At 70.8% G+C, this 25,370-nt stretch carries 22 protein-coding genes and 1 riboswitch; of the genes, 15 read left to right on the forward strand and 7 right to left on the reverse strand.

The genetic code is table 11. The features are described from left to right. The first annotated feature begins 122 nt into the window (after positions 1–122). On the forward strand, positions 123–3,257 hold the full coding sequence (locus tag ACLJTM_RS24850; protein WP_411105930.1) for an efflux RND transporter permease subunit: 3,135 nt from the start codon (positions 123–125) through the stop codon (positions 3,255–3,257). A 97-nt stretch (positions 3,258–3,354) separates the two neighbouring features. Here ACLJTM_RS24850 and nadA read toward each other — a convergent pair whose 3' ends face one another. Beyond that, entirely contained in the window at positions 3,355–4,542 is a 1,188-nt protein-coding gene (gene nadA / locus ACLJTM_RS24855) for a quinolinate synthase NadA (RefSeq protein WP_411105931.1), read from the reverse strand. A gap of 299 nt (positions 4,543–4,841) precedes the next feature. On the opposite strand from nadA, the gene ACLJTM_RS24860 reads away from it, so the two are divergent. Beyond that, on the forward strand, positions 4,842–5,198 hold the full coding sequence (locus tag ACLJTM_RS24860) for a HesB/IscA family protein (protein ID WP_411105932.1): 357 nt from the start codon (positions 4,842–4,844) through the stop codon (positions 5,196–5,198). 56 nt (positions 5,199–5,254) lie between these two features. Here ACLJTM_RS24860 and ACLJTM_RS24865 read toward each other — a convergent pair whose 3' ends face one another. Together ACLJTM_RS24865 and ACLJTM_RS24870 are read right to left on the reverse strand one after the other, a co-directional pair. Continuing rightward, entirely contained in the window at positions 5,255–6,703 is a 1,449-nt protein-coding gene (locus ACLJTM_RS24865) for a hypothetical protein (RefSeq protein WP_411105933.1), read from the reverse strand. 69 nt (positions 6,704–6,772) lie between these two features. Beyond that, entirely contained in the window at positions 6,773–7,012 is a 240-nt protein-coding gene (locus ACLJTM_RS24870; RefSeq protein WP_411105934.1) for a hypothetical protein, read from the reverse strand. Between the two features lie 132 nt (positions 7,013–7,144). Here ACLJTM_RS24870 and ACLJTM_RS24875 point away from each other — a divergent pair, with 132 nt between their 5' ends. Next, on the forward strand, positions 7,145–8,122 hold the full coding sequence (locus ACLJTM_RS24875; protein WP_411105935.1) for a carbohydrate kinase family protein: 978 nt from the start codon (positions 7,145–7,147) through the stop codon (positions 8,120–8,122). A gap of 66 nt (positions 8,123–8,188) precedes the next feature. On the opposite strand, the gene ACLJTM_RS24880 is transcribed toward ACLJTM_RS24875, so the two are convergent. After that, entirely contained in the window at positions 8,189–9,568 is a 1,380-nt protein-coding gene (locus ACLJTM_RS24880) for a cysteine desulfurase/sulfurtransferase TusA family protein (protein WP_411105936.1), read from the reverse strand. 283 nt (positions 9,569–9,851) lie between these two features. Here ACLJTM_RS24880 and coxB point away from each other — a divergent pair, with 283 nt between their 5' ends. From coxB to ACLJTM_RS24900, 4 genes are all read left to right on the forward strand, one after another. Beyond that, the gene (gene coxB / locus ACLJTM_RS24885) at positions 9,852–10,823 is read left to right on the forward strand and encodes a cytochrome c oxidase subunit II (protein WP_411105937.1); all 972 of its coding nucleotides are present in this window, start codon (positions 9,852–9,854) and stop codon (positions 10,821–10,823) included. Then, positions 10,820–12,553: a cytochrome c oxidase subunit I gene (ctaD, locus tag ACLJTM_RS24890; RefSeq protein WP_411105938.1), complete on the forward strand. Its 1,734-nt coding sequence runs from the start codon at positions 10,820–10,822 to the stop codon at positions 12,551–12,553. The genes coxB and ctaD overlap by 4 nt, the downstream gene beginning before the upstream one ends. Continuing rightward, positions 12,550–12,948, forward strand: a complete 399-nt coding sequence (locus ACLJTM_RS24895) for a cytochrome c oxidase subunit 4 (RefSeq protein WP_411105939.1) — start codon at positions 12,550–12,552, stop codon at positions 12,946–12,948. Before ctaD ends, ACLJTM_RS24895 begins: the two co-directional genes overlap by 4 nt. Positions 12,949–13,074: 126 nt before the next feature. Continuing rightward, a complete protein-coding gene (locus ACLJTM_RS24900) occupies positions 13,075–14,322 on the forward strand; it encodes an Ig-like domain-containing protein (RefSeq protein WP_411105940.1) in 1,248 nt (415 codons plus the stop codon). A gap of 130 nt (positions 14,323–14,452) precedes the next feature. Here the strand turns inward: ACLJTM_RS24900 and ACLJTM_RS24905 are convergent, their stop codons facing one another. After that, positions 14,453–14,854 carry a hypothetical protein gene (locus ACLJTM_RS24905; protein ID WP_411105941.1) on the reverse strand — a complete coding sequence of 134 codons (402 nt, stop codon included), beginning with the start codon at positions 14,852–14,854 and terminating at the stop codon, positions 14,453–14,455. 197 nt (positions 14,855–15,051) lie between these two features. On the opposite strand from ACLJTM_RS24905, the gene ACLJTM_RS24910 reads away from it, so the two are divergent. From ACLJTM_RS24910 to ACLJTM_RS24935, 6 genes are all read left to right on the forward strand, one after another. Next, a complete protein-coding gene (locus ACLJTM_RS24910) occupies positions 15,052–15,672 on the forward strand; it encodes a heme-copper oxidase subunit III (protein ID WP_281204606.1) in 621 nt (206 codons plus the stop codon). Positions 15,673–15,748: 76 nt separating this feature from the next. Further along, on the forward strand, positions 15,749–16,558 hold the full coding sequence (locus ACLJTM_RS24915) for a c-type cytochrome (protein WP_411105942.1): 810 nt from the start codon (positions 15,749–15,751) through the stop codon (positions 16,556–16,558). Continuing rightward, positions 16,555–17,613 (forward strand): Rieske 2Fe-2S domain-containing protein, encoded by a 1,059-nt coding sequence (locus ACLJTM_RS24920; RefSeq protein ID WP_411105943.1) that lies wholly within the window; start codon positions 16,555–16,557, stop codon positions 17,611–17,613. The genes ACLJTM_RS24915 and ACLJTM_RS24920 overlap by 4 nt, the downstream gene beginning before the upstream one ends. Next, a complete protein-coding gene (locus ACLJTM_RS24925) occupies positions 17,610–19,235 on the forward strand; it encodes a cytochrome b (RefSeq protein ID WP_411105944.1) in 1,626 nt (541 codons plus the stop codon). The genes ACLJTM_RS24920 and ACLJTM_RS24925 overlap by 4 nt, the downstream gene beginning before the upstream one ends. Positions 19,236–19,399: 164 nt before the next feature. Then, a complete protein-coding gene (gene trpD / locus ACLJTM_RS24930; RefSeq protein WP_411105945.1) occupies positions 19,400–20,464 on the forward strand; it encodes an anthranilate phosphoribosyltransferase in 1,065 nt (354 codons plus the stop codon). Between the two features lie 84 nt (positions 20,465–20,548). After that, positions 20,549–20,665, forward strand: a riboswitch (SAM riboswitch). A 216-nt stretch (positions 20,666–20,881) separates the two neighbouring features. Next, complete coding sequence (locus ACLJTM_RS24935) at positions 20,882–22,288, forward strand: aminotransferase class V-fold PLP-dependent enzyme (RefSeq protein ID WP_411105946.1); 1,407 nt, start codon at positions 20,882–20,884, stop codon at positions 22,286–22,288. Between the two features lie 70 nt (positions 22,289–22,358). On the opposite strand, the gene ACLJTM_RS24940 is transcribed toward ACLJTM_RS24935, so the two are convergent. Both ACLJTM_RS24940 and ACLJTM_RS24945 read right to left on the reverse strand, forming a co-directional pair. Next, on the reverse strand, positions 22,359–22,640 hold the full coding sequence (locus ACLJTM_RS24940) for an Lrp/AsnC family transcriptional regulator (protein WP_008738815.1): 282 nt from the start codon (positions 22,638–22,640) through the stop codon (positions 22,359–22,361). Continuing rightward, the gene (locus ACLJTM_RS24945) at positions 22,637–23,359 is read right to left on the reverse strand and encodes a rhomboid family intramembrane serine protease (RefSeq protein WP_411105947.1); all 723 of its coding nucleotides are present in this window, start codon (positions 23,357–23,359) and stop codon (positions 22,637–22,639) included. Before ACLJTM_RS24945 ends, ACLJTM_RS24940 begins: the two co-directional genes overlap by 4 nt. 135 nt (positions 23,360–23,494) lie before the next feature. Between ACLJTM_RS24945 and ACLJTM_RS24950 the strand changes: the two genes are divergently transcribed. Both ACLJTM_RS24950 and ACLJTM_RS24955 read left to right on the forward strand, forming a co-directional pair. After that, positions 23,495–23,734, forward strand: coding sequence for a hypothetical protein (locus tag ACLJTM_RS24950; RefSeq protein WP_008738811.1), 240 nt, complete (start codon positions 23,495–23,497; stop codon positions 23,732–23,734). Positions 23,735–23,774: 40 nt separating this feature from the next. Continuing rightward, positions 23,775–25,139: an NYN domain-containing protein gene (locus tag ACLJTM_RS24955; RefSeq protein ID WP_411106248.1), complete on the forward strand. Its 1,365-nt coding sequence runs from the start codon at positions 23,775–23,777 to the stop codon at positions 25,137–25,139. Positions 25,140–25,370: the final 231 nt, after the last annotated feature.

A 25,370-nucleotide genomic window follows, 5' to 3' on the forward strand; every position in this document is an offset into this window, starting at 1 on the left:
TGCCGCACACAAGGACGGCACCTGGGAGCGACGTCCGGGCCCGTCGGCGTGGGCGAGGCTGAGGGGCCCTCGTGCGTGCCCGACGGCACGAACCCGTACGCCACTGCAGAGAGATACCCGCCATGTCCTGGCTGTCCCGATTCAGCCTTGCCCAGAGAGCACTGATCGGCCTCGTGTCGGTCGTCGCGCTGCTCTTCGGCGCCATAGCCATCCCGCAGCTCAAGCAGCAGCTGCTGCCGTCGATCGAACTGCCCATGGTGTCCGTGCTCGCGCCGTACCAGGGCGCTTCACCCGACGTGGTGGAGAAGCAGGTCGTGGAGCCGATCGAGGCCACCCTCAAGGGTGTCGACGGCCTCACCGGCATCACCTCCACCGCCAGCGAGGGCAACGCCCTGATCATGGCCACCTTCGACTACGGCGACAGCGGCACCAAGCAGCTCGTCGCCGACGTCCAGCAGGCCGTCAACCGGGCCCGGGTCCGGCTGCCCGCCGAGGTGGACCCGCAGGTGGTGGCCGGTTCCACCGACGACATCCCGACCGTCATCCTCGCCGTCACCTCCGACAAGGACCAGCAGGCCCTTGCCGACCAGCTGGAGCGCTCCGTCGTCCCCGTCCTGTCGGACGTCGACGGCGTCGGCCAGGTCACGGTCGACGGCGTCCGGGACCTCCAGGTCAGCGTCACTCCCGACCCGGCGCGGCTGGCGGCCGCGGGCCTCGACGGGGCCGCGCTCCTGCGGGGCCTCCAGGCGGGCGGCCAGACCGTACCCGCCGGCTCCTTCGACGAGGCGGGCAAGAACCGCAGCGTCCGCGTCGGCTCCGGCTTCACCTCCCTCGCCCAGGTCGAGGAGCTGCGTCTGAGTCCCGGGCCCGGCAGGCCCGCCGTCCGGCTCGGCGACGTGGCCGCGGTCAAGCAGGAGCCGGCCCGGGCCGACTCCCTCACCCGCACCAACGGCAAGCCCAGCCTCGCCCTGGTCCTGACCATGGACAAGGACGGCAGCGCGGTCGCCATCTCGGACGCGGTCAAGGACAAGCTGCCCGAACTGCGCTCCGTCCTCGGCGCCGGCGCCGAGCTGACCGTGGTCAGCGACCAGGGCCCGGCCGTCGCCAAGTCCATTTCCAGCCTCACCACCGAGGGCCTGCTCGGCCTGCTCTTCGCGGTCATCGTGATCCTGGTCTTCCTCGGCTCGCTGCGCTCGACGCTGGTCACCGCGGTCTCCATCCCGCTGTCCGTCGTCCTCGCGCTGATCGTTCTGTGGACCCGCGACCTGTCCCTCAACATGCTGACGCTGGGCGCCCTCACCATCGCCATCGGCCGCGTCGTCGACGACTCGATCGTGGTCCTGGAGAACATCAAGCGCCACCTCGGCTACGGGGAGGAGCGCCAGTCGGCCATCCTCACCGCGGTCAAGGAGGTCGCCGGAGCGGTCACCTCCTCCACCCTCACCACCGTCGCCGTCTTCCTGCCGATCGGCCTCGTCGGCGGCATGGTCGGCGAGCTGTTCGGCTCGTTCTCGCTGACCGTCACCGCGGCCCTGCTGGCCTCCCTGCTCGTCTCGCTGACCGTCGTGCCGGTGCTCTCCCACTGGTTCCTGCGCGCCCCGAAGGGCGTCAGCGCGGAAGACGCCGAGAGCGCCGCGAAGGCCCGCCGCGAAGCCGAGGAGAAGGAGGCGCGCAGCCGCCTCCAGAGCGTCTACGTACGGGTGCTGGGCTTCGCCACCCGCCGCCGGCTGACCAGTGTGGCCATCGCCGTCGTCGTCCTGGTGGGCACCTTCGGGATGACCCCGCTGCTGAAGACCAACTTCTTCGACCAGGGGGAGCAGGACGTCCTGACGGTCAAGCAGGAGCTGGCCCCCGGCACTTCGCTGGCCGCCTCCGACGAGGCGAGCCGCAAGGTCGAGACGGCGCTCGCCGGGATCGGCGGCGTCAAGAGCTACCAGGTGACCGTCGGCTCCTCCGGCTTCCTCGCGGCCTTCGGCGGCGGTACGGGCTCCAACCAGGCCTCGTACCAGGTCTCCCTGGAGGACGCGGGCCGGGCCGGCGCCGTGAAGAAGGAGATCGAGGACGCTCTGGACGGCCTCGACGGCATCGGCGAGACCCGGATCGTGGCCGGCGACGGCTTCGGCAGCCAGAACCTCAGCGTGGTCGTCAAGGCAGGCGACGGCGAGACCCTCGCCCGGGCCGCCGAGCAGGTCCGCGCCGAGGTCGCCGAGCTGAAGGACGTCACCGACGTCCAGAGCGACCTGTCCCGGTCCGTGCCGCGGATCTCGGTCACGGCCACGCCCCGGACCGCGGACGCGGGCCTGGACCAGGCGGCGCTCGGCGCGCTGGTCGCCCAGGCGGTACGCGGCACCCCCGCGGGCAAGGCGGTCCTGGAGGACACCGAGCGCGACATCGTCATCCGGTCCGCGCAGCCGGCCACCACCCTGGCGGAGCTCCAGGCCCTGCCGGTCGGCCCGCTGAAGCTCGGCGACATCGCCGAGGTCAAGGAGGTCCCCGGCCCGGTCGCGATGACCCGGATCGACGGCGCCCGCGCCGCCACCGTCACCGCGAAGCCCCTCGGAGACAACACCGGCGCGGTCACCGCCGACCTCCAGGCGAAGATCAAGGCGCTGGAGCTGCCCGACGGGGCCACGGCGGCCATCGGCGGCGTCTCGCAGGACCAGGAGGAGGCCTTCGGCTCGCTGGGCCTGGCCATGCTCGCGGCCATCGCGATCGTCTTCATGCTGCTGGTGGCGACCTTCCGGTCGCTGGTCCAGCCGCTGATCCTGCTGGTCTCCGTGCCGTTCGCGGCCACCGGCGCCCTCGGCCTGCTCCTGGTCACCGGTACCCCGATGGGCGTCCCGGCGATGATCGGCATGCTGATGCTCATCGGCATCGTGGTGACCAACGCGATCGTCCTGATCGACCTGGTCAACCAGTACCGGGCGCAGGGGCTCGGCGTGGTCGAGGCCGTCGTCGAGGGCGGCCGGCACCGGCTGCGCCCGATCCTGATGACGGCCCTGGCGACGATCTTCGCCCTGCTCCCGATGGCCCTGGGGGTCACCGGGGAGGGCGGGTTCATCTCGCAGCCGCTCGCGGTGGTCGTCATCGGCGGCCTGGTCAGCTCGACCCTGCTGACGCTGCTCCTGGTGCCGACGCTCTACACGATGGTCGAGCTCCGCAAGGAGCGCCGCCGGGAGCGGAACCAGGCCCGCCGCACGGCGGTCCCGGCCCCGCAGGACGCCCGGGAGGACGACGGCGCGCCCGCGAAGGTCTGACGCAGCCCGAAGCCGAAGGGGCGCCCCCGCACGGGGGCGCCCCTTCGGCGCGTGGCGTTCCGGCCCCTCCCGCTGCTACGGGAGGGCCACGGGAGGGCTACGGGAGGGCCAGCATCCGCTCCAGGGCGAGCTTGGCGAAGCTCTCCGTCTCCTTGTCGACCCGGATCTGGTTGACGAGGCTGCCCTCGGCCAGGGACTCCAGGGTCCACACCAGGTGGGGGAGGTCGATGCGGTTCATGGTCGAGCAGAAGCAGACCGTCTTGTCGAGGAAGACGACCTCCTTGTCCTCGGCGGCGAACCGGTTCGCCAGCCGCTGCACCAGGTTCAGCTCGGTGCCGATGGCCCACTTGGACCCGGCCGGGGCCGCTTCCAGGGCCTTGATGATGTACTCGGTCGAGCCGACGTAGTCCGCGGCCGCCACCACCTCGTGCTTGCACTCGGGGTGCACCAGCACGTTCACGCCGGGGATGCGGGCGCGCACGTCGTTGACCGAGTCCACCGAGAACCGGCCGTGCACCGAGCAGTGGCCCCGCCACAGGATCATCCTGGCGTTGCGCAGCTGTTCGGCGGTCAGGCCGCCGTTCGGCTTGTGCGGGTTGTACAGCACGCAGTCGTCCAGGGACATGCCCATGTCGCGGACGGCGGTGTTGCGGCCCAGGTGCTGGTCCGGCAGGAACAGCACCTTCTCGCCCTGCTCGAAGGCCCAGTCCAGGGCCTTCTTGGCGTTGGAGGAGGTGCAGATGGTGCCGCCGTGCTTGCCGGTGAAGGCCTTGATGTCGGCCGAGGAGTTCATGTACGAGACGGGGACCGTCTGCTCGGCCACACCCGCCTCGGTCAGCACGTCCCAGCACTCCGCGACCTGCTCGGCGGTGGCCATGTCGGCCATCGAGCAGCCGGCGGCGAGGTCCGGCAGGACCACCTTCTGGTCGTCCGAGGTCAGGATGTCCGCGGACTCGGCCATGAAGTGGACGCCGCAGAAGACGATGTACTCGGCCTCCGGCCGGGCCGCCGCGTCCCGGGCCAGCTTGAAGGAGTCGCCGGTGACATCGGCGAACTCGATGACCTCGTCCCGCTGGTAGTGGTGGCCGAGGATGAAGACCTTGTCCCCGAGCTTCTCCTTGGCCGCGCGGGCCCGCGCCACCAGGTCCGGGTCCGAGGGCGAGGGCAGGTCGCCGGGGCACTCCACCCCGCGCTCGCTCTTGGGGTCGGCCTCCCGGCCGAGCAGCAGCAGGGCAAGGGGCGTCGGCTGGACGTCCAAAGGCTGGGCGGTGGTCACGACACGCACCCTTTCTGTTCTGCGACAAGTGGCTTCTGAAGACAACGGCGCTGCGACTTCTCGTCTATTTGACGCTATCTATCATAACCGCTTCACGTCAGTTTGACGATGCCGCTCGTGTCCATGTGACGCATCCCCCGCCGACCGGTCCGGTCGGCCCCCGCGCCCGGTGTGCGAGCATGGATTATCTGAAACAAGCGTCGGGACGGCGGAATGAAACCGCGGCCCCGCTCGTTGCCACCGACGGCAAGAGTCCGACGTTTCCCTGTCTCCGGCGGGGAGCCGCCCACTTTCGGGAGTGAATGCAGATGTCCGTACAGGACGACAAGACCACTGTGAGCGACGGCATCCTCCTGTCCGACGCCGCCGCCGGCAAGGTCAGGGCCCTGCTCGAGCAGGAAGGCCGTGACGACCTCGCGCTGCGCGTCGCCGTCCAGCCCGGTGGCTGCTCCGGCCTGCGCTACCAGCTCTTCTTCGACGAGCGCTCCCTCGACGGCGACGTCGTGAAGGACTTCGACGGTGTGAAGGTCGTCACCGACCGGATGAGCTCCCCGTACCTCCACGGCGCCTCGATCGACTTCGTCGACACCATCGAGAAGCAGGGCTTCACCATCGACAACCCGAACGCCACGGGCTCCTGCGCCTGCGGCGACTCGTTCAGCTAGGCCTGACGGGCCCTTCGCGCAGCTGCGCTCACCCCGCGCCGCGGGAGCGGGTCCGGCTACCGGCGCACCAGCGGCTTCCCGGTGGTCGCGTCCAGCACCTTGCGCCCGCCCAGCGGCTGGCGGAGCTCCGCCGTCACCGTCATGTCCTGCGCCAGCATGATGCAGGCCTGGCCCGGCTGGTTCGGGGTGTCGGTGATCTTCACCAGCACCGACCCGTCCTGCTCCCGCGCCTCCAAGGCGTACGTGGAGCACGGGGAGCCCCAGAAGTTCACCGTCAGCTTCCGGTCCGCCTCCTGGTACGAGACCCCGGGCACCGCCCGCCCGTCCTTCGGCGGAGCCGGCGACTGCGCCGCCGCGGCCGGCTGCGCCACCGTACGGCCGGGGCCGCCGTCCTTGCCCGCCACCTCGAAGAGCCAGGCCGGGACCAGACCCCGCGTCCCGTCCACCGTCCCGGCCACCAGCCCGAGCGCGGCGCCGCGCACCGTCTCGGTCCGCGGCGGCTTCATCGGCCGCGGCTCCGGATTGCAGGGCAGGACGTCCGTGGCCGCCGGCGGGCTCTGCGGGTCCAGCGGGACCGAGGTCGCGCAGGCGCTGGGCCCGGGCGCGCTGCCGTCCGTACCGCTTGAGGCGGCGTTCAGCCGGGCCAGCGCCTCCACGGCGCCCACCACCTGCTGGTCGCCCGCCCGCTGCGGCGCCTTCAGCTCCCCGGAGGCCGCCACCACCCGGGAGCCGGCATCCACGCTCACCCGGGTGGACCAGCCCTGGGTGGGCAGACCGCCGACCACCGGGTCCGCCGTGACCACGCGCACCGCACCCTGGGTCAGGCGGGCGTCCAGCCGGGGGCCTGCCAGCCCGGCCGCGGCCAGTACGGGCGCCGCGGCGGCCTTGGCGGCCTCCTCGGACACCGGCGTGCCGGAAGCGGTCGTACCGCCCTGGTCCCCGGCGCCGCCGCCGAGGTCGCGGGGGAGGGTGGCCGGTCCGCAGGTGTCCTTGCCGCGCACGCAGTCGTCCCCGGCGCCGTCCGCCCGGAAGCGGGTGTAGTTCCAGCTGCCCGGGGCCTTGCGGGTCACCGTGAGCCGGGGCCCGCTGCCGTCGGCGGCCTCGCCGGCCAGCCAGACGTCCCCGTTCTCCCGCGGGGTGCCGGACAGGCCGAGGGCCGCGGCGAGCCGGGCCGCCTCCTCGGCCGAGACCTCACCGGACGCCGTGAACGAGGGCGCCGAGGCCGGGGCCTCCGGCAGCCTGCCCTCCGCCCGGTAGACCACCCCGCCGCCGGACGGGTCGGGTTCCCCGGGTGCGATGCCCGGCGCCGAGGGGTCGCCGGAGCCGTCCGCCCGGCGCGGCGCCGAAGCGGCGCTGTGGCCCGCGCCGCCGCCGTCGCCGTGGGCCGTCGAGGCCCAGTACGCGGTTCCGCCGCCCGCGATCAGGACGGCTGCCGCGATCGAGCCGATGGCCCAGGCCGGCCGCCGCCGGGCACTGCGGGATGTGTCGGGTTCCTCGCTGGTCACCGCATCGCTCCTTCGCCGGTTGCGTCGTACGTGATGCCGGTGGGACGGAGCGGACGCGCAACCGGTTCCCTACTGGTCCCCGTACGCGGCGGTGGAGGCGATCAGCCGGGCCGAGGCCGCCGGGACGCGGATCCCGTGGATCTGCGAAGGGGCCACCCGGGCCGGTCGGGAGCCCGCCGGAACCGGCCAGTGCGGGGCCATCCGGGCGCAGTCGCCCAGCAAATCCGCCAGACCCGGCTGACGGGATGCTTCCGCGGCGCGCGCGGCGGAGGTGTACTCGGTGTGACCGGAGCCGTCGGTGAAGGTCATGTCCGCACCGTAGACACCCCGGAGTGCGCCAGGAAAGACCTACTACGGGGTAGTTTCGTGCGGTCGGACCAAGGCTGCCGACCGGGTAGTTTTGACTGTCCCCTCGCCATCGTTCGCAGGAGCATCCACGCCGTGCGTATCGCAGTCACCGGCTCCATCGCCACTGACCACCTGATGACCTTCCCCGGCCGTTTCGCCGACCAGCTGGTCGCGGACCAGCTGCACACGGTCTCCCTCTCCTTCCTCGTCGACAACCTCGACGTGCGGCGGGGCGGTGTCGGCCCGAACATCTGCTTCGGCATGGGGCAGCTCGGCAGCCGCCCGGTCCTGGTCGGCGCGGCCGGCTACGACTTCGACGAGTACCGCGCCTGGCTCGACCGGCACGGCGTCGACACCCAGTCGGTCCGGATCTCCGAGGTGCTGCACACCGCGCGCTTCGTGTGCACCACCGACTCCGACCACAACCAGATCGGCTCCTTCTACACGGGCGCGATGAGCGAGGCCCGGCTGATCGAGCTGAAGGCCGTCGCCGACCGGGTGGGCGGCCTGGACCTGGTCCTCATCGGTGCGGACGACCCCGAGGCGATGCTGCGCCACACGGAGGAGTGCCGCACCCGCGCGATCCCCTTCGCCGCGGACTTCTCCCAGCAGATCGCCCGGATGGACGGCGAGAACATCCGCACCCTGATGGAGGGGGCGACCTTCCTCTTCTCCAACGAGTACGAGAAGGGCCTCATCGAGTCGAAGTCGGGCTGGACCGAGGAGGAGATCCTCGCCCGGGTCGGCACCCGGGTCACCACCCTCGGCTCGAACGGCGTCCGGATCGAGCGGGCCGGCGAGGCCCCGATCGTGGTCGGCTGCCCCGAGGAGACCGCGAAGGTCGACCCGACCGGCGTCGGCGACGGCTTCCGCGCCGGATTCCTGACCGGCCTCGGCTGGGGCGTCGGCCTGGAGCGCGCGGCGCAGCTCGGCTGCATGCTCGCGACGCTGGTCATCGAGACGCTGGGCACCCAGGAGTACACCCTGGCCCGGACCCCCTTCATGGACCGCTTCACCAAGGCCTACGGCGAAGAGGCGGCGGCCGAGGTCCGCGCCCACCTCACGGCCTGACCGCCCACCGGCCGGGGGCCCGCAGTCCGGCGCCCCCGGCCGCGGGCCGGTCCGTGGCCGGCCCCGTCACCGCAGCCGGCGGACCGTGTACGCCACCCCCGCGGGACGGGCGGCCTCGCCCAGGTAGGCATGGCCGCGCAGGGCGCACCACGCCGGCACGTCCAGGCGGGCCACCTCGTCGTCCGAGACCACCGTCACCGTGCCGCCCACCGGGACCCGGCCGATGGCCCGGGCCAGCTCGATCACCGGCTGGGGGCAGCGCAGGCCCAGCGCGTCCAGTTCCAGGGAGTCCGCCTCCGGCGCCACCGCCGCGGGCTCGGACACGCCGAGCTTCGCCCGTACCCCCGCCACCGCGCCCGGCAGCGCCTCCAGGAACGCGTTGACCTCCTCCGCCGTGGTCCCGGCCGGCAGGGACACCCGGACGTTCCCCTCGGACAGCACGCCCATGGCCGCCAGCACGTGACTGGGGGTCAGCGTGGAGCTCGTGCAGGAGGAGCCCGAGGAGACCGAGAAGCCGGCGCGGTCCAGCGCGTGCAGCAGGCTCTCCCCGTCCACGTACAGGCAGGAGAACGTGACCAGGTGCGGCAGCCGCCGGTCCGCGGCGCCGACCACCTCCACGTCGGGGACCAGCCGGACCACGCGCCGGCGGATCCGGTCCACCAGGACCCGCAGCCGGGCGGCCTCCGCCTCGGCCTCGGCCCGTACCGCCCGCAGCGAGGCGGCCGCCGCCACGATCGCGGGGAGGTTGGCGAAGCCGGGGGAGCGGCCCGACTCCCGCTCGTCCGAGGGGTGTCGGGGAGCGAAGCGGACCCCCTTGCGGACCGCCAGCAGCCCGACCCCGGGCGGGCCGCCCCACTTGTGGGCGCTGGCCGCGAGCACCGACCAGGCGCCCTCCACCGGTCCCCAGCCCAGCGACTGCGCCGCGTCCACCAGCAGCGGCACCCCGGCCGCGGCGCACACCTCGGCCACCTCCGTGACCGGCTGGACCGTGCCCACCTCGTGGTTGGCCGACTGGAGGCAGGCCAGGGCGGTCCCGGGCACCAGCGCGTCCGCGTACCCGGCGGGGTCGACGGCCCCGTACCGGTCCACCGGCACCCGGGCCGCGGTGCCCCCCGTCCGCTCGTGCTCCTCGGCCGCGTGCAGGACAGAACTGTGTTCGACCGCCGATACGACCAGACGGCCGCCGACGCGCCGGCGGCCGGCGAGGGCTCCCGCGACGCCCGTGTGAACCGCGTGCGTCCCCGAAGGAGTGAACACGAGCTCGTCCGGGCGGCAGCCCACGGACTCCGCGGCGGCCTCCCGCGCGGCGTCCAGCAGCAGCCGGGCCCGCCGCCCCTCCCGGTACAGGCGGGCCGGATCGGCCCAGCCCTCGTCCAGGGAGGCCTGCAGCGCCTGCCGGGCCACGGGGTGCAGGGGGGCGGCGGACGCGGTGTCGAAGTACGGCATCCGGTCACGCTAGCCGCCGCCCGGCACCGTCCTAGGTCAGGGGCCGTCAGATGTCGTCCGGCGACCGCCGTTCGAGGCGGCCGGGGGCGTCCCCCGGACGGCGGATCCATCCCTTCGGGGGCAGTAGCGGCGCGTTGGGCACCCTCCCCGCGCGACCCCAAATAGCGTCCAGTAGGGTTTGGTCCGCATAAACATCCAAACCCCTGCCTGCGTCAGGGCCGGCGACCGACCCGAACACGGCCGCGGCCGGCCGCGCGGGCCGAGACTCTCGGGAAGGCGCTACGTGAGTCCCTACGGCTCCGACCGCTCGCCGCGGCGCCCGATGCGGCGGAAGCTGCTGCAGGCGCTGACTGCGGGCGTGGTCCTGGCGACCGCCACTGGTTGCTCGTATACATGGAAAGACTTCCCCCGCCTCGGAATGCCGACTCCGGTGACCGAGGAGGCTCCGCGCATCCTCTCCCTGTGGCAGGGATCCTGGGCCGCCGCGCTCATCACGGGCATCCTGGTCTGGGGCCTGATCATCTGGAGCGTCATCTTCCACCGGCGCAGCCGGACGAAGGTACAGGTTCCGCCGCAGACCCGGTACAACATGCCCATCGAGGCGCTGTACACCGTGGTTCCGCTCATCATCGTCTCGGTGCTCTTCTACTTCACCGCGCGTGACGAGTCGAAGCTGCTCTCGCTCTCCGCCAAGCCGACCCACACGGTCAACGTGATCGGCTTCCAGTGGAGCTGGGGCTTCAACTACATCGAGAACGTCGACGGCGACGCGGCGACCCCGAAGGCGGGTGAGGTCCCCAAGGAGCTCGCCGCCATCCCGGACCGCTTCACCGAGGCCTTCCCGGCGGGCGCCGAGGGCGTCTACGAGAAGGGCGTCCCCGGCGACCGCAACGCGAACGGCAACCCGGGACCGACGCTGGTCCTCCCCGTCGGGGAGAAGGTCCGCTTCATCCTGTCGTCGAACGACGTCATCCACTCCTTCTGGGTGGTGCCGTTCCTCTTCAAGCAGGACGTCATCCCGGGCCACACCAACGTCTTCGAGGTCACCCCTTCCCAGAAGGGCACCTTCGTCGGCAAGTGCGCCGAGCTGTGCGGCGTCGACCACTCCCGGATGCTCTTCAACGTCAAGGTCGTCTCGCCTGAGGAGTACCAGGCGCACCTGAAGCAGCTGGCCGAGAAGGGGCAGACCGGCTTCCTGCCGGCGGGCATCAAGCAGACCGACCCGGCCCGGAACGCGGAGACGAACAAACTGTGAGCATCCTCAACGAACCTCAGGGTGCCGCCGCAGCCGACTCGTACGAGAACGAGCTGCCGGTACGGCGCAAGCAGCCGGGCAACGTGGTCGTGAAGTGGCTCACCACCACCGACCACAAGACCATCGGCACGATGTACCTGGTCACCTCGTTCGTGTTCTTCATCATCGGCGGGATCATGGCGCTCTTCATGCGCGCCGAGCTGGCCCGACCGGGTACGCAGATCATGTCGAACGAGCAGTTCAACCAGGCGTTCACGATGCACGGCACGATCATGCTGCTGATGTTCGCGACGCCGCTGTTCGCCGGATTCGCGAACTGGATCATGCCGCTGCAGATCGGCGCGCCCGACGTGGCGTTCCCGCGGCTGAACATGTTCGCGTACTGGCTGTACCTCTTCGGCTCGACCATCGCGGTCGCCGGCTTCGTCACCCCCTCGGGTGCGGCCGACTTCGGCTGGTTCGCCTACTCCCCGCTGTCGGACGCGGTCCGTTCGCCGGGTATCGGCGCCGACATGTGGATCATGGGTCTGGCCTTCTCCGGCTTCGGCACGATCCTCGGCTCGGTCAACTTCATCACCACGATCATCTGCATGCGCGCTCCCGGCATGACGATGTTCCGCATGCCGATCTTCACCTGGAACGTGCTGCTGACCGGTGTCCTGGTCCTGCTGGCCTTCCCGGTGCTGGCCGCCGCGCTCTTCGCGCTGGAGGCCGACCGGAAGTTCGGTGCGCACGTCTTCGACGCGGCCAACGGCGGCGCCTTGCTGTGGCAGCACCTCTTCTGGTTCTTCGGGCATCCAGAGGTGTACATCATCGCGCTGCCGTTCTTCGGAATCATCTCCGAAGTGATCCCGGTCTTCTCCCGCAAGCCGATGTTCGGTTACATCGGCCTGATCGGTGCGACGATCGCGATCGCCGGCCTCTCGGTGACCGTGTGGGCCCACCACATGTACGTCACCGGTGGTGTGTTGCTGCCGTTCTTCTCCTTCATGACCTTCCTGATCGCGGTACCGACCGGTGTGAAGTTCTTCAACTGGATCGGCACCATGTGGAAGGGCTCGCTGTCCTTCGAGACACCGATGCTCTGGGCCGTCGGCTTCCTGATCACCTTCACCTTCGGTGGTCTGACCGGCGTCATCCTGGCCTCGCCCCCGATGGACTTCCACGTCTCCGACTCGTACTTCGTCGTCGCGCACTTCCACTACGTCATCTTCGGCACCGTGGTCTTCGCGATGTTCTCCGGATTCCACTTCTGGTGGCCGAAGTTCACGGGCAAGATGCTGGACGAGCGCCTCGGAAAGATCACCTTCTGGACGCTGTTCATCGGCTTCCACGGCACGTTCCTGGTGCAGCACTGGCTGGGTGCGGAGGGCATGCCGCGCCGCTACGCGGACTACCTCGCCGCCGACGGCTTCACCACGCTGAACACCATCTCGACGATCAGCTCGTTCCTGCTGGGCCTGTCGATGCTGCCGTTCATGTACAACGTCTGGAAGACGGCGAAGTACGGCAAGAAGATCGAGGTCGACGACCCGTGGGGCTACGGCCGCTCGCTGGAGTGGGCGACGTCCTGCCCGCCGCCGCGGCACAACTTCCTCACCCTGCCGCGGATCCGTTCGGAGTCCCCGGCGTTCGACCTGCACCATCCTGAGATCGCGGCCCTCGACCACCTCGAGGACCACAGCGTCGCCGCCGCGGCCGTCACCGGCGGCAAGGAGGCCGGCAAGTGAAGATCCAGGGCAAGATGTTCCTCTGGCTCTCCTTCTTCATCCTGATCATGGCCGTCGTGTACGGCGTGTGGTCGAAGGAGCCCGTCGGTACCACCGCGCTCTTCCTGGCCTTCGGCCTGAGCGTGATGATCGGCTACTACCTGGCCTTCACGGCCAAGCGCGTCGACGAGATGGCCCAGGACAACCTGGAGGCCGACGTCGCCGACGAGGCCGGCGAGCTGGGCTTCTTCGCCCCGCACAGCTGGCAGCCGCTCTCGCTGGCCGTCGGTGGCGCGCTCGCCTTCATGGGAGTCGTCTTCGGCTGGTGGCTCATGTACTTCTCGGCCCCGATCATCCTGGTCGGCCTGTGGGGCTGGGTGTACGAGTACTACCGCGGTGAGAACCAGAACCAGTAGCAGCACCGCTCGCACGGCTGCGCCGCGCGGCAACCGGGGCCCGGACACCTCTTCGGAGGGGTCCGGGCCCCTCGTTTGCAGTCACCCCGCGCGCCGTATTTGTCATATCTTCATAGCGTTGGCCCCATGAAGCACTCACCGCGTCTTTGGACGGTACTCGGCTGCTCCCTGCTGGTCGCGTCCCTCGGGGCCGGCGCCACCGCATGCGGGTCCGGCGAAAAGAACCCGCTGTCCGCCCGCCCGTTCGACGCGGGCGGGCAGGTCGCCTTCAACCAGGCCGCGGGCAGCCGCCCCGTGGACCCCAACCGGCCCCTGGAGGTCACCGCCAAGAGCGGCGAGGGGCGGATCACCGACGTGACCGCCGTGGACAGCCACGGGCGCCGCCTGGCGGGCGAACTCACCGCCAAGGGGGACCGCTGGCACAGCACCGCCCCGATGGCCTCAGGGGTGCGCTACACGGTCACCGTGAGCACCGAGGACGAGCGGGGCGCCCCGGGGCAGCGCAGGCTCACCTTCGACACCACCCCGTCCAAGGGCGTGCTGAACGTCGAGTTCGGCCCGGACGCGGGCAAGTACGGGGTCGGGCAGCCCATCACCGCCGAACTCAACGAACCCGTCAAGGACAAGGCGGCGCGCGCCATCGTGGAGCGCGGGCTGGTCGTCGACGCCCCGGCCGGGGTGGAGGGCGCCTGGCACTGGGTCGACGACAAGACGCTGCACTACCGCCCGAAGGAGTACTGGCCCGCCAACACCGAGGTCTCCGTACGGAGCAACCTCGAAGGCATCCGGGTCACCGACGAGCTCCACGGCACCGCCTCCAAGCCGCTGAAGCTGGAGATCGGGGACCGGGTGGAGGTCACCACCGACGCCTCCTCGCACTGGCTGACCTTCAAGCGCAACGGGGAAGTGGTCAACTCCATCCCGGTGACCACCGGCAAGCCCGGCTTCTCCACCCGCAACGGCATCAAGGTGGTGCTGGGCAAGCAGTACTACGTACAGATGCGCGGGGACACCGTCGGCATCGGCGGCAGCGAGTACTACAACCTGCCCGTGTACTGGGCCACCCGCGTCACCTGGAGTGGTGAATACGTCCACGCCGCCCCGTGGTCCGTCGGCTCCCACGGCTACGAGAACGTCAGCCACGGGTGCACCGGCATGAGCACGGGCAACGCGGCCTGGTTCTACGAGAACATCACCGAGGGCGACATCGTCCAGGTCGTCAACAGCATCGGCGAGGACATGGACATCTTCGGCAACGGCTTCGGCGACTGGAACATGGACTGGAAGGACTGGCGCGAGGGCAGCGCCCTCCTGAAGGGCACCCAGGACGGCCGCAGCGCCGTCGACCAGGCCCGGCTGCGCCCCACCGTCTAGTCCGCCGGCCGGCCCCGCCGCGACGGCCGCGCCCGGACCCCGTCCGGGCGCGCCGCCACGCCGCCACGCCGTCCCGGCCCGAGGGCCCCGGCAGCCCCCAGGAGCGCCCCGCGGCCTGCGGACGCGGTGCTCAGGCGTCCAGGGACAGCCGGGTCCGCAGAAGGCGCGCCAGGGCCTCGGCGAACTCCACCGGGTCCACCGGAAGAGTGACGGCCGCGTCGGCGCGGCTCCACGTCGCCAGCCAGGCGTCCTGCGGCCGTCCCATCAGCAGCAGCACCGGCGGGCAGCGGAAGACCTCGTCCTTGATCTGCCGGCACACGCCCATGCCCCCGGCCGGAACCGCCTCGCCGTCCAGGATGCAGGCGTCGATGCCGCCCGCGTCCAGCTCCGACAGGACCGCCGGAAGGGTCGCGCACTCCAGGAACTCCACCGGGGGCAGGTCGGCGGCCGGCCTGCGACCGGCCGCCAGCCGCACCTGCTCCCGGGTGCCCGCGTCGTCGCTGTAGACCAGAACCCGCGCAGTCGCCCGCATTTCGTTCCTCCACGTGGCCGTGAATCACGCTCCTGATGCGCGGATGCTACTCCGTCCGACCCGGTGTCAACATCGGTTCGGACAGCATCGACCAGGCGCTCCGGGGGCCGCCGGGATGGGCCGTTCGGGCCTTGCACACGCCCCGGACACTCCGAACGGCACCCCCCAGGGTGAGGGCGGGATAAGCGACCGACATAATGTCGGTCGTGGCGACAGCAACGACAGTAGATACCGGGCACGCGCACCCGACGGTCAACAGGCCGAACCTCGTCAGCGTCGGAACCATCATCTGGTTGAGTTCCGAGCTGATGTTCTTCGCGGCCCTCTTCGCGATGTACTTCACCCTGCGATCCGTGACGGGCGCCGAGTACTGGACAGAGCAGGCCTCGGCCTTGAATCTGCCCTTCTCGGCGACGAACACCACGATCCTGGTGCTTTCCTCGCTCACCTGCCAGCTCGGCGTGTTCGCCGCCGAGCGGGGTGACGTGAAGAAGCTCCGATCGTGGTTCATCATCACGTTCGTCATGGGTGCGATCTTCATTGGCGGCCAGGTGTTCGAGTACACCGAGCTGGTCAAGCACGAGGGCATGAGCCTCTCGTCCGGTCCGTACGGCTCGGTGTTCTACCTGACCACCGGCTTCCACGGTCTGCACGTGACGGGTGGTCTCATCGCCTTCCTGCTGGTCCTCGGCCGGACGTACGCGGCCAAGAGGTTCACCCACGAACAGGCCACGTCGGCCATCGTCGTGTCCTACTACTGGCACTTCGTCGACGTCGTCTGGATCGGCCTCTTCGCAACGATCTACCTGATCAAGTAGCGAACACGTCGCCGGGCAGGACCCGGCACTCCATCCAGACACACCGACGCAGAAGATCCTGACACCGGGGTAATCCGTGAAAAAGCTCTCCGCACGACGACGCCATCCGCTGGCGGCGGTCGTCGTTCTACTCCTCGCGCTGGCGGCCACTGGGGGGCTGTACGCCGCCTTCGCGCCCGCAGGCAAGGCGCAGGCCGATGAAACCGCCCAGTCCCTCGCCATCGAGGAGGGCAAGAAGCTCTATGCCGTGGGCTGCGCAAGCTGCCACGGAACCGGCGGTCAGGGTTCCACTGACGGCCCGAGCCTGGTCGGCGTCGGCGCCGCAGCCGTCGACTTCCAGGTGAGCACGGGCCGTATGCCCGCCCAGCAGCCCGGCGCGCAGATCCCCAAGAAGCCCGTGGTCTACTCCCAGGAGCAGATCGACCAGCTGGCCGCGTACATCGCGTCCCTGGGCGCGGGCCCGAGCGTCCCCAAGGCGAGCCAGTACGACCCGGCCGGCGCCGACATCGCCAACGGTGGTGTGCTGTTCCGCAACAACTGCGCGCAGTGCCACAACTTCACCGGCGAGGGCGGCGCGCTGACGAACGGCAAGTACGCCCCGAACCTCGAGGACGTCGAGCCCAAGGTCATCTACGAGGCCATGCTCACCGGCCCGCAGAACATGCCCTCCTTCCCGGACACGACCATGCCGGAGAAGGAGAAGAAGGACATCATCGCGTACCTCCAGAACGTGAACGGCGACAAGTCGACGAACCCCGGTGGTCTCAAGCTCGGTGGCCTCGGCCCCGTCTCCGAGGGTCTGTTCGGCTGGATCTTCGGTCTCGGTGCGCTGATCGCTGTCGCCATCTGGGTCGCGGCCCACACCGCTAAGGCCAAGAAGTCATGAGTAGCCAAGACATTCCCGAAGAGAAGCACCTGCCGAGCGAGCAGGGCGACGCGCACCACGGTGCCGTAGCGGTCGCGGACGATCCGTTCGCCGACCCGGGCATGCCGGCCCACCGGCCGCGCATCCAGGACATCGACGAGGCGGCCGCCAAGCGCTCCGAGCGCGCCGTGGCCCTGATGTTCACCCTGTCGATGCTGGCCACGATCGGCTTCATCGCCGCCTTCGTGACCATCCCGGTCGACAAGATCGTGTACATCTTCCCCATCGGGAAGGTGAGCGCGCTCAACTTCAGCCTGGGCCTCACGCTGGGCCTGGCGCTCTTCCTCATCGGCGCGGGCGCGGTCCACTGGGCCCGCACCCTGATGTCCGACGTGGAGATCGCCGACGAGCGGCACGCCATGGGGGCCTCCCCCGAGGTGAAGGCCAAGGTCCTCGCCGACTTCAAGGCCGGCACGGACGAGTCGACGATCGCCCGCCGCCCCCTGATCCGCAACACGATGCTCGGCGCGCTGGCCCTGGTGCCGCTCTCCGGCGTCGTCATCCTGCGCGACCTGGGCCCGCTGCCCGAGAAGAAGCTGCGCAAGACCCTGTGGGCCAAGGGCAAGCTGCTGATCAACGACAACACCAATGAGCCGCTGCGTCCCGAGGACGTGCTCGTCGGTTCGCTGACCTTCGTCCGGCCGGAAGGCCTGGAGGAGGACCAGCACGACTTCCAGACGCAGATCGCCAAGGCCGCCCTGATGATCGTCCGCATCCAGCCGGAGGACATCAAGGACAAGAAGGAACTGGAGTGGTCCCACGACGGGATCGTGGCCTACTCCAAGATCTGCACCCACGTCGGCTGTCCGATCAGCCTGTACGAGCAGCAGACGCACCACGTGCTCTGCCCGTGCCACCAGTCCACCTTCGACCTCTCCGACGGCGCCCGTGTCATTTTCGGCCCGGCCGGTCACGCGCTTCCGCAGCTGCGGATCGGCGTGAATGACGAAGGCTTCCTCGAAGCGCTCGGCGACTTCGACGAGCCCGTCGGTCCTGCCTTCTGGGAGCGCGGATGAGCACCGCCACTGACACTGGGCGCCAAGCGCCGGCCGGCGAACGCGTAGCTGACTGGGTGGACGGCCGCCTGGGCATCTACAGCATGGCCAAGAACAGCATGCGCAAGATCTTCCCGGACCACTGGTCCTTCATGCTGGGCGAGATCTGCCTCTACAGCTTCATCGTCATCATCCTCACGGGTACCTACCTGACGATGTTCTTCCACCCGAGCATGAACGAGGTCGTGTACCACGGCTCGTACGTGCCCATGCAGGGCGTGCAGATGTCGGAGGCCTACGCCTCCACCCTGCACATCAGCTTCGACGTCCGCGGCGGTCTGCTCATCCGGCAGATCCACCACTGGGCGGCCCTGATCTTCATCGCCGCGATGATCGTGCACATGATGCGCGTCTTCTTCACCGGCGCGTTCCGCAAGCCGCGCGAGATCAACTGGCTGTTCGGCTTCTCGCTGCTGTTCATCGGCATGTTCACCGGCTTCACCGGCTACTCCCTGCCGGACGACCTGCTCTCGGGCACCGGCGTCCGCTTCATGGAGGGCGCGATCCTGTCCGTGCCGGTCGTCGGCACGTACCTGTCGTTCTTCCTGTACGGCGGCGAGTTCCCCGGCGGCGACTTCGTCGCCCGGTTCTACTCGTTCCACATCCTGCTGCTGCCCGGCATCATGATCGGCCTGGTCGTCGCGCACCTGACCCTGGTCTGGGTGCACAAGCACACCCAGTTCGCGGGCCCGGGCAAGACGAACAACAACGTCGTCGGCACGCCGCTGCTGCCGGTCTACACCGCCAAGGCCGGAGGCTTCTTCTTCCTGGTCTTCGGTGTGATCACCGCCATCGCGGCGATCGCCACGATCAACCCGATCTGGGCCCTGGGCCCGTACCGCCCGGACCACGTGTCCACCGGTGCGCAGCCCGACTGGTACATGGGCATGCCGGAAGGCCTGGTCCGCGCCATGCCCGGCTGGGAGATCAACCTGTGGGGCCACACGCTCGTCCTGGGCGTGTTCATCCCGCTGCTGCTCTTCCCGCTGGTGCTGTGCTCGATCGCCGCCTGGCCGTTCATCGAGTCCTGGATCACCGGGGACAAGCGCGAGCACCACATCCTGGACCGCCCGCGCAACGTCCCGACCCGCACGGCCTTCGGTGTCGCCTACCTGGCCGAGTACATGGTGCTGCTGATCGGCGGTGGAAACGACATGTTCGCGCAGTACTTCCACCTCTCGATCAACTCGATCACCTGGTTCGTCCGGATCGGCTTCTTCGTCGTCCCGGTCGTCGCCTTCATCGTCACCAAGCGGATCTGCCTCGGCCTCCAGCGCCGGGACCGGGACAAGGTGCTGCACGGTCGCGAGACCGGCGTCATCAAGCGCCTGCCGCACGGTGAGTTCGTCGAGGTCCACGAGCCGCTGTCGCAGGGCAAGCTGCACACCCTCACCTCGCACGAGCAGTACCAGCCGGTCGAGATCGGCCCGACGGTCGACGAGAACGGTGTCGAGCGCAAGGTGAAGGCCACGGAGAAGCTGCGCGCGAAGCTGAGCAAGGGCTTCTACGCGGAGAACAACCAGATTCCGAAGCCCACGGCGGAGGAGTACAAGGAGATCCAGAGCGGCCACGGCCACCACTGATCCCCGCACCACCGCAGGAGGGACTGATTTCGGTCAGTCCTGGTGTCGCCACGGCAGGAGCCCCGTCCAGTGTCTGGACGGGGCTCTTTGCCGCCTCCGGCGCTGGATAGGCTGGAGCCCCTTCCCATTCGACGTGGAACCCCCACGAGCAGCAGGAGCGGACCATGAACGTGGCGACCCCGGCAGGCGGCGACAGCGTGGCGGCCCGTGGCTGGCCGGGGGTCCTCGACGCCCTGCTGGGCGGCCGGAACCTGCGCGCCGAGGAAACCGCCTGGGCCATGGACAAGATCATGCTGGGCGAGGCCACCGACGCCCAGATCGCCGGCTTCGTGGTGGCGCTGCGCGCCAAGGGCGAGACCGTCGAGGAGATCAGCGGGCTCGTCGGGAGCATGTACGAGCACGCCAACCTGATCGAGGTGCCGGGCCGCACGGTGGACATCGTCGGCACCGGCGGCGACGGGGCCAAGACGGTGAACATCTCGACGATGTCGGCGATCGTCGTGGCCGGCACGGGCGCGAAGGTGGTCAAGCACGGCAACCGCGCCGCATCCTCCGCCAGCGGCTCCTCCGACGTCCTGGAGCAGCTCGGCGTCAACCTCGACCTCACCCCCCAGGCGGTGGCGCGGGTCGCCGAGGAGGCCGGGATCACCTTCTGCTTCGCGGTCAAGTTCCACCCGGCCCTGCGGCACGTGGCCGCGGCCCGCAGGGAGCTGGGCATCCGGACCCTGTTCAACTTCCTGGGCCCGCTGACCAACCCGGCGCGGGTACGCGCCCAGGCGACCGGTGTGGCCGACCCGCGCGTGGCGCCCATCGTCGCGGGCGTCCTGGCCGAACGCGGCTCCTCGGCCCTGGTGTTCCGCGGCGACGACGGCCTCGACGAACTCACCACCACGGCGACCTCGCGGGTGTGGTGGGTCCGCGAGGGCAAGGTGGAGGAGCACCCCTTCGACCCGCGGGACGTCGGCATCGGCCTGGTCGGCGTGGAGGCGCTGCGCGGCGGCGACCCCGCCTGCAACGCGGACGTCGCCCGCCGGCTGCTGGCCGGCGAGACCGGCCCGGTGCGCGACGCGGTCCTGCTGAACTCCGCGGCCGCGCTCGTGGCCCTCGACCCGGGCCCCGGCTCCCTGGAGGAGCAGATCCGCGCCGGCATCGCCCGGGCGGCGGAGTCCGTCGACTCCGGCGCGGCTCGGGCGGCGCTGGACCGCTGGGTGGCGGCCAGCAACGCCTGACCCCGCGGCTTTCGGCCAAGGCCCCGTTCCGCCATGCGGACCGGGGTCTCGCGCCGGGGCCGTCGTGTGGCAGGATGCAGACCAGGTCACGAGTGACAGCGTTCAGGCCCCGGCTTGCTGTCCGGCAACCCTCCTTCCGTGGCGGGGTGCCCCGGGTGATGACCAGGCCGTGGGCAGCGAGGTCCACGGCAAGCGCGGATCCCTCGATTCCAGGGGTCCTGGTCTCTCGAGGAGCGTTTTCCGTGAGCAAGCGAATGCGATAGGGCGACTCCGCCCCTTCTTCACCCTCGGAACAGGGCCGCTTCCGTGCGCCCCCGTACGTCCCGAGGACCTCCCCGTACCCCGGACGGCCGCAGAGCCGTACCCGCGTACGGGTACACCGAAGCCATTCACCCCTGCCTGCCGGGAGATACCGCCATGTCCGCATCCCTGAACCCCGCCACCGCACCCGCCGCCTCCGCCCCCGCCTGCGGCGGGACCGCCGCCGACCCGGCCTGCACGCAGCCGCTGCCGGTGCTCGGCCGGGACGTCACCGTCCCCCTGGTGACCGGCGGCGAGGTCACCTACGCGGCCCTGGACTACGCGGCCAGCGCCCCCGCCCTCCAGCGGGTCTGGGACGACGTGGCCGCCTACGCCCCCTACTACGGCAGCGTGCACCGCGGGGCCGGCTACCTCTCCCAGCTCTCCACCGACCTCTTCGAGCAGAGCCGGGCCACGGTCGCCGGCTTCCTCGACTGCCGTCCCGAGGACCAGGTGGTCTTCACCCGCTCCACCACCGACTCCCTCAACCTGCTCGCCGCCGCGCTCCCCGCCGACTGCCAGGTCTTCGTCTTCGAGACCGAGCACCACGCCTCGCTGCTGCCGTGGACCAGCGCCCGCGTCAGCTACCTGAACGCCCCGCGGACCCCGGACGAGGCCGTCGCCACCCTGGAGCGGGCGCTGGCCGCCCGGGAGCCCCACGGGCCGGCCCTGGTGTGCGTCACCGGCGCCTCCAACGTCACCGGCGAACTGTGGCCCGTACGGGAACTGGCCGCCGCCGCGCACGCCCACGGCGCCCGGATCGTCCTGGACGCCGCCCAGCTCGTCCCGCACCACCCCGTCTCGGTCCGCGAGCTGGACGTGGACTGGGTCGCCTTCTCCGGGCACAAGCTGTACGCCCCCTTCGGCTCGGGCGTCCTGGCCGGCCGCGCGGACTGGCTGCAGGAGGCCGAGCCGTACCTCGCGGGCGGCGGCGCCTCCCGCAAGGTCGCCCGGCGCGAGGACGGCGGCGTCGACGTCGAGTGGCACACCACGGCCGCCCGCCACGAGGCCGGCTCGCCCAACGTCATCGGCGTGTACGCCATCGCCTCCGCCTGCAAGGCCCTCCAGGAGGCCGGCTTCGACCGCCTCGTCGCCCGGGAGGACCACCTCGTCGCGACGGTCCGCGAGGGCCTCGCCGAGGTCCCGGCGGTCCGCGTGCTGTCCCTGTTCGGGGACGACGCGCCGCGGGTCGGGGTCATCTCCTTCGTCGTGGACGGCTGGAACAGCTCGCACTTCGCGGCGGCCCTGTCCGCGGAGTACGGCATCGGCGTGCGCGACGGGCTGTTCTGCGCCCACCCGCTGGTGCGCACCCTGCTCGGGAGCGAGCCGCAGGCCCAGGGGGAGTGCGGTGCGCCGGAGGCCGCGCCGGGGGAGCGCTCGCTGAATGCGATCCGGGTCAGTTTCGGTGCGGGGACGCCGGACGAGCACGTGGAGCGGTTCGTCCGCGCCGTGAAGGAGCTCGTCGCGGACGGCGCGAAGTGGCAGTACCGCACCGAAGAGGGCCGCTGCGTCCCGGCCGTCTGACCCGGCGCCCCGCGCCCCGCGCCTCGACCCCCCGGCCGCCGCCGGGCGGGTCCCCCGGGCGGGGCCGGGGTCAGGCGTCCAGGCCGATGGCGAAGGCGGCTTCCAGGTCGTGCTGCGAATAGGTGCGGAAGGCCACGTGGGTGTCCGTGGCCTCGACGCCCGGGATCTTGCTGATGCGGCCGGGGATGATGTCCGCCAGGTTCTCGTGGCGGGCCACGCGGACCAGCGCGATGAGGTCGTACGTGCCCGTGACGGAGTAGACCTCGCTGACACTGTCCAGCGCGGCGATGGACTCGGCGATCTCGGGGATGCGGTCCACGCTGGTCTTGATGAGCACGATCGCGGTGATCACGGCTGGCTGTCTCCCTCGGTGGCCGTCGCTGGTCGCCTCACTCTAGTCGTACCCCGGTACCGCACCCAGGCGTAGGCGAAGCCGAGGGAGAAGCCCACCAGGTGGGCCAGGTAGGCCACCCCCGGGCCGCTCTCCGCGCGCTGCGCGGCCACCCCCTGCAGGGCGAACCAGAACAGCAGCACCATCCACGCGGGGAACCGCAGCGGCAGGAAGAACAAGAAGGGGAACAGGCTCGTCACCCGCGCCCGCGGGAGCAGGCACAGGAAGGCGCCCAGCACCGCGGAGATCGCCCCCGAGGCCCCGACCAGCGTCTGGTCGGACCCGGCGTTGGCCGCCGCGTAGGCCGCCAGCGCCAGGTAGCCCGTACAGACGTAGAAAGCCAGGAAGGCCGGCCGGCCCATCCGCTCCTCCGTCATCGCGCCGAAGACGTGGAGGAAGAGCATGTTGCCGAGCAGGTGCAGCCAGCTCCCGTGGACGAACAGGGCCGTCAGCGGGGTGAGCCAGGCGCGCGGGGCGCCCGTGAAGAGCTCGTCCGGGACCACGCCCCACCGCCGGAAGTACGCCGTCCCGGCGGACAGCAGGCTTTCGCCGGTCCCGTAGGCCGGGTTGAGACCCGAGGCGGGACCGAGGACGAACACCACACAGCAGCCGGCGATCAGCGCGCGGGTGACCACCGGTCCCCGCGCGGCCTCGCGGACGGCCCGCCACCTTACGATCATGCGACCGAGCATGACTCAACGGGGCCCACCTGAAGCGGTGGCAGGCCGTAGGGTTACGAGCTGCGGTCCCGGAGCGACGCATACGGCCCCGCGGACGGCTTTAATTGAAAGAGCTACGAAGGAGAGAGCGGCCTGATGACGGTTCCCCTGCCGACCGACACCACCCGGTGGCGCTGCACCCTGTGCGGCAACCTCACGCGCTTCGACGTCACCCGTTCGTCGAAGGTCGTGGAGTACGTCCACCTGGACCTCGCCGGGGAGCCCAAGGTCGAGGAGCGCGAGGTGGTCAATGAGACCATCGAGTCGGTCCGCTGCCGCTGGTGCAATGCAGTGGACCAGATCGAGCTCGTGGACAGGCCGGGCGCGGACTCCTGAGGGAGGAGCGCCCACAGGTAGATCACGGTAGGGGTGACGGATTGTGGAGCCAGCAAGCGGCGCTGAGCCGGCCGACGCGGCCGGCGACGCCGCCGAGGTGCTCGACCGCCCGCTGCCGGAAGGCGTGCGGCGCCGGGTCGTCGCGCTCGTCTCGGACGCCTTCGGCGGGCTGACGGTCGCGGACCTCCCGGCGCAGCTGCGCCAGTACGCCCGGTTCACCCCGACCCGGCGCGCCAAGTTCGCGGGCACCGCCATGGCCGCGGCGGTGGAGACCGACCCCGTGTTCCGCGGGCGGGTCGCCGAGAAGCTGCGCGAGGCCCAGGTGGACCTCGCCGGGGCGGTGGAGGCCGGTGCGCCGCCCGCCGCCGCGGACCCGCTGGACGTGGCGGCCGCCGCCTACGTGCTGCGCCCGGCCGGCTGGGTGAAGCTGGTCGCGGCCGCGGGCGAGGAGGCGCAGCGCGCGGACGCCGAGCGGGTGGGCGAGGAGACCCGCCGCGAGCTGGACCGGCTCCGCGAGGAGCTGGACCACGTACGGGACCTGCAGCGCACGGGCGGCGAGCAGGTGCGGGCCGAGCTGGAAGGGGCCCGCAAGGAAGCCGAATCGCTCCAGCGCAAACTGCGCAGCGCCCTCAGCGACGTCAAGCGCGGCGAGGCGGCCCTGCGCAAGCTGAACGCGGAGGTCGACGGGATCCGGCAGGACGCCGCGACCCGGGTGGCGGCCGCCGAGAGCGAGAGCCGGCGGCTCAGGTCCCGCCTCGCGGAGGTGGAGACGGCGCTGGAGACCTCGCGCCGGGCCACCCGCGAGGGGCGCAGCATCGAGGACATGCGGCTGCGGCTGCTGCTGGACACCGTGCTGGACGCGGCGCAGGGGCTGCGCCGCGAGCTGGCCCTGCCGCCGGTGTCGACCCGTCCCGCGGACACCGTGGAGGCGGTGGAGCCGGGCCGGATGACGCCGAAGGACATTGCGGCCCGGGCCCTGTCCGAGACCGATCCGGCGCTGCTGGACCAGCTGTTGGCGCTGCCGCAGGCCCATCTGGTGGTCGACGGCTACAACGTGACCAAGACCGGCTATCCGACGATGCCGCTGGAGAAGCAGCGGCTGCGGCTGCTGGGCGGGCTGTCGATGCTGGCCGCGCAGACGGGCGCCGAGATGACCTGCGTGTTCGACGGGGCGGAACTGGCGGCCCCGGTGCTGCTGGCGCCCCCGCGGGGGGTGCGGGTGCTGTTCTCCAAGGCCGGGGTGACGGCGGACGAGCTGATCCGCCAGCTGGTGCGCGCCGAACCGTCCGGCCGGCCGGTGGTCGTGGTCTCCACGGACCGGGAGGTCGCCGACGGGGTGGCCAAGGCCGGGGCGAGGCCGGTGGCGTCCGCCTTGCTGCTGAAGCGGCTTTCGCGTGTTTCGTAACTCCTGTGCCTGATGTCGGAATTGGCAGGACCTGTGGAGGACGCACCGTCAACTGCCCCGCACGGAGCGTGCGCTGAAGGTAAAGAAGCTGGTGGGGCGGCGATTTTTTGCCCGGCAGGATTTGAACTGATCACAGCTCGGTCACTAGGGTCTGCTCAAACCTTCGTGCGGTAGATCACCCATTCGGGGTGGCAGCGGAGGTGCTGCCGAGTTGCGTTCCTCGGCGGTTCG

This window comes from Streptomyces sp. cmx-4-9 (assembly GCF_046548835.1).
In the GTDB taxonomy this organism is placed as follows: domain Bacteria; phylum Actinomycetota; class Actinomycetes; order Streptomycetales; family Streptomycetaceae; genus Streptomyces.

Excerpts from the sequence above, each read along its gene's own strand:
- ACLJTM_RS24905 (WP_411105941.1), bottom strand. The coding sequence starts at position 14,854 with ATGCGGGCGACTGCGCGGGTTCTGGTCTACAGCGACGACGCGGGCACC.
- ACLJTM_RS24900 (WP_411105940.1), top strand. The coding sequence starts at position 13,075 with ATGAAGCACTCACCGCGTCTTTGGACGGTACTCGGCTGCTCCCTGCTG.
- ACLJTM_RS24910 (WP_281204606.1), top strand. The coding sequence starts at position 15,052 with ATGTCGGTCGTGGCGACAGCAACGACAGTAGATACCGGGCACGCGCAC.
- ACLJTM_RS24880 (WP_411105936.1), bottom strand. The coding sequence starts at position 9,568 with ATGCCGTACTTCGACACCGCGTCCGCCGCCCCCCTGCACCCCGTGGCC.
- ACLJTM_RS24870 (WP_411105934.1), bottom strand. The coding sequence starts at position 7,012 with ATGACCTTCACCGACGGCTCCGGTCACACCGAGTACACCTCCGCCGCG.
- ACLJTM_RS24850 (WP_411105930.1), top strand. The coding sequence starts at position 123 with ATGTCCTGGCTGTCCCGATTCAGCCTTGCCCAGAGAGCACTGATCGGC.
- trpD (WP_411105945.1), top strand. The coding sequence starts at position 19,400 with ATGAACGTGGCGACCCCGGCAGGCGGCGACAGCGTGGCGGCCCGTGGC.
- ACLJTM_RS24860 (WP_411105932.1), top strand. The coding sequence starts at position 4,842 with ATGTCCGTACAGGACGACAAGACCACTGTGAGCGACGGCATCCTCCTG.
- ACLJTM_RS24935 (WP_411105946.1), top strand. The coding sequence starts at position 20,882 with ATGTCCGCATCCCTGAACCCCGCCACCGCACCCGCCGCCTCCGCCCCC.
- ACLJTM_RS24950 (WP_008738811.1), top strand. The coding sequence starts at position 23,495 with ATGACGGTTCCCCTGCCGACCGACACCACCCGGTGGCGCTGCACCCTG.
- ACLJTM_RS24945 (WP_411105947.1), bottom strand. The coding sequence starts at position 23,359 with ATGATCGTAAGGTGGCGGGCCGTCCGCGAGGCCGCGCGGGGACCGGTG.
- ACLJTM_RS24925 (WP_411105944.1), top strand. The coding sequence starts at position 17,610 with ATGAGCACCGCCACTGACACTGGGCGCCAAGCGCCGGCCGGCGAACGC.
- ACLJTM_RS24920 (WP_411105943.1), top strand. The coding sequence starts at position 16,555 with ATGAGTAGCCAAGACATTCCCGAAGAGAAGCACCTGCCGAGCGAGCAG.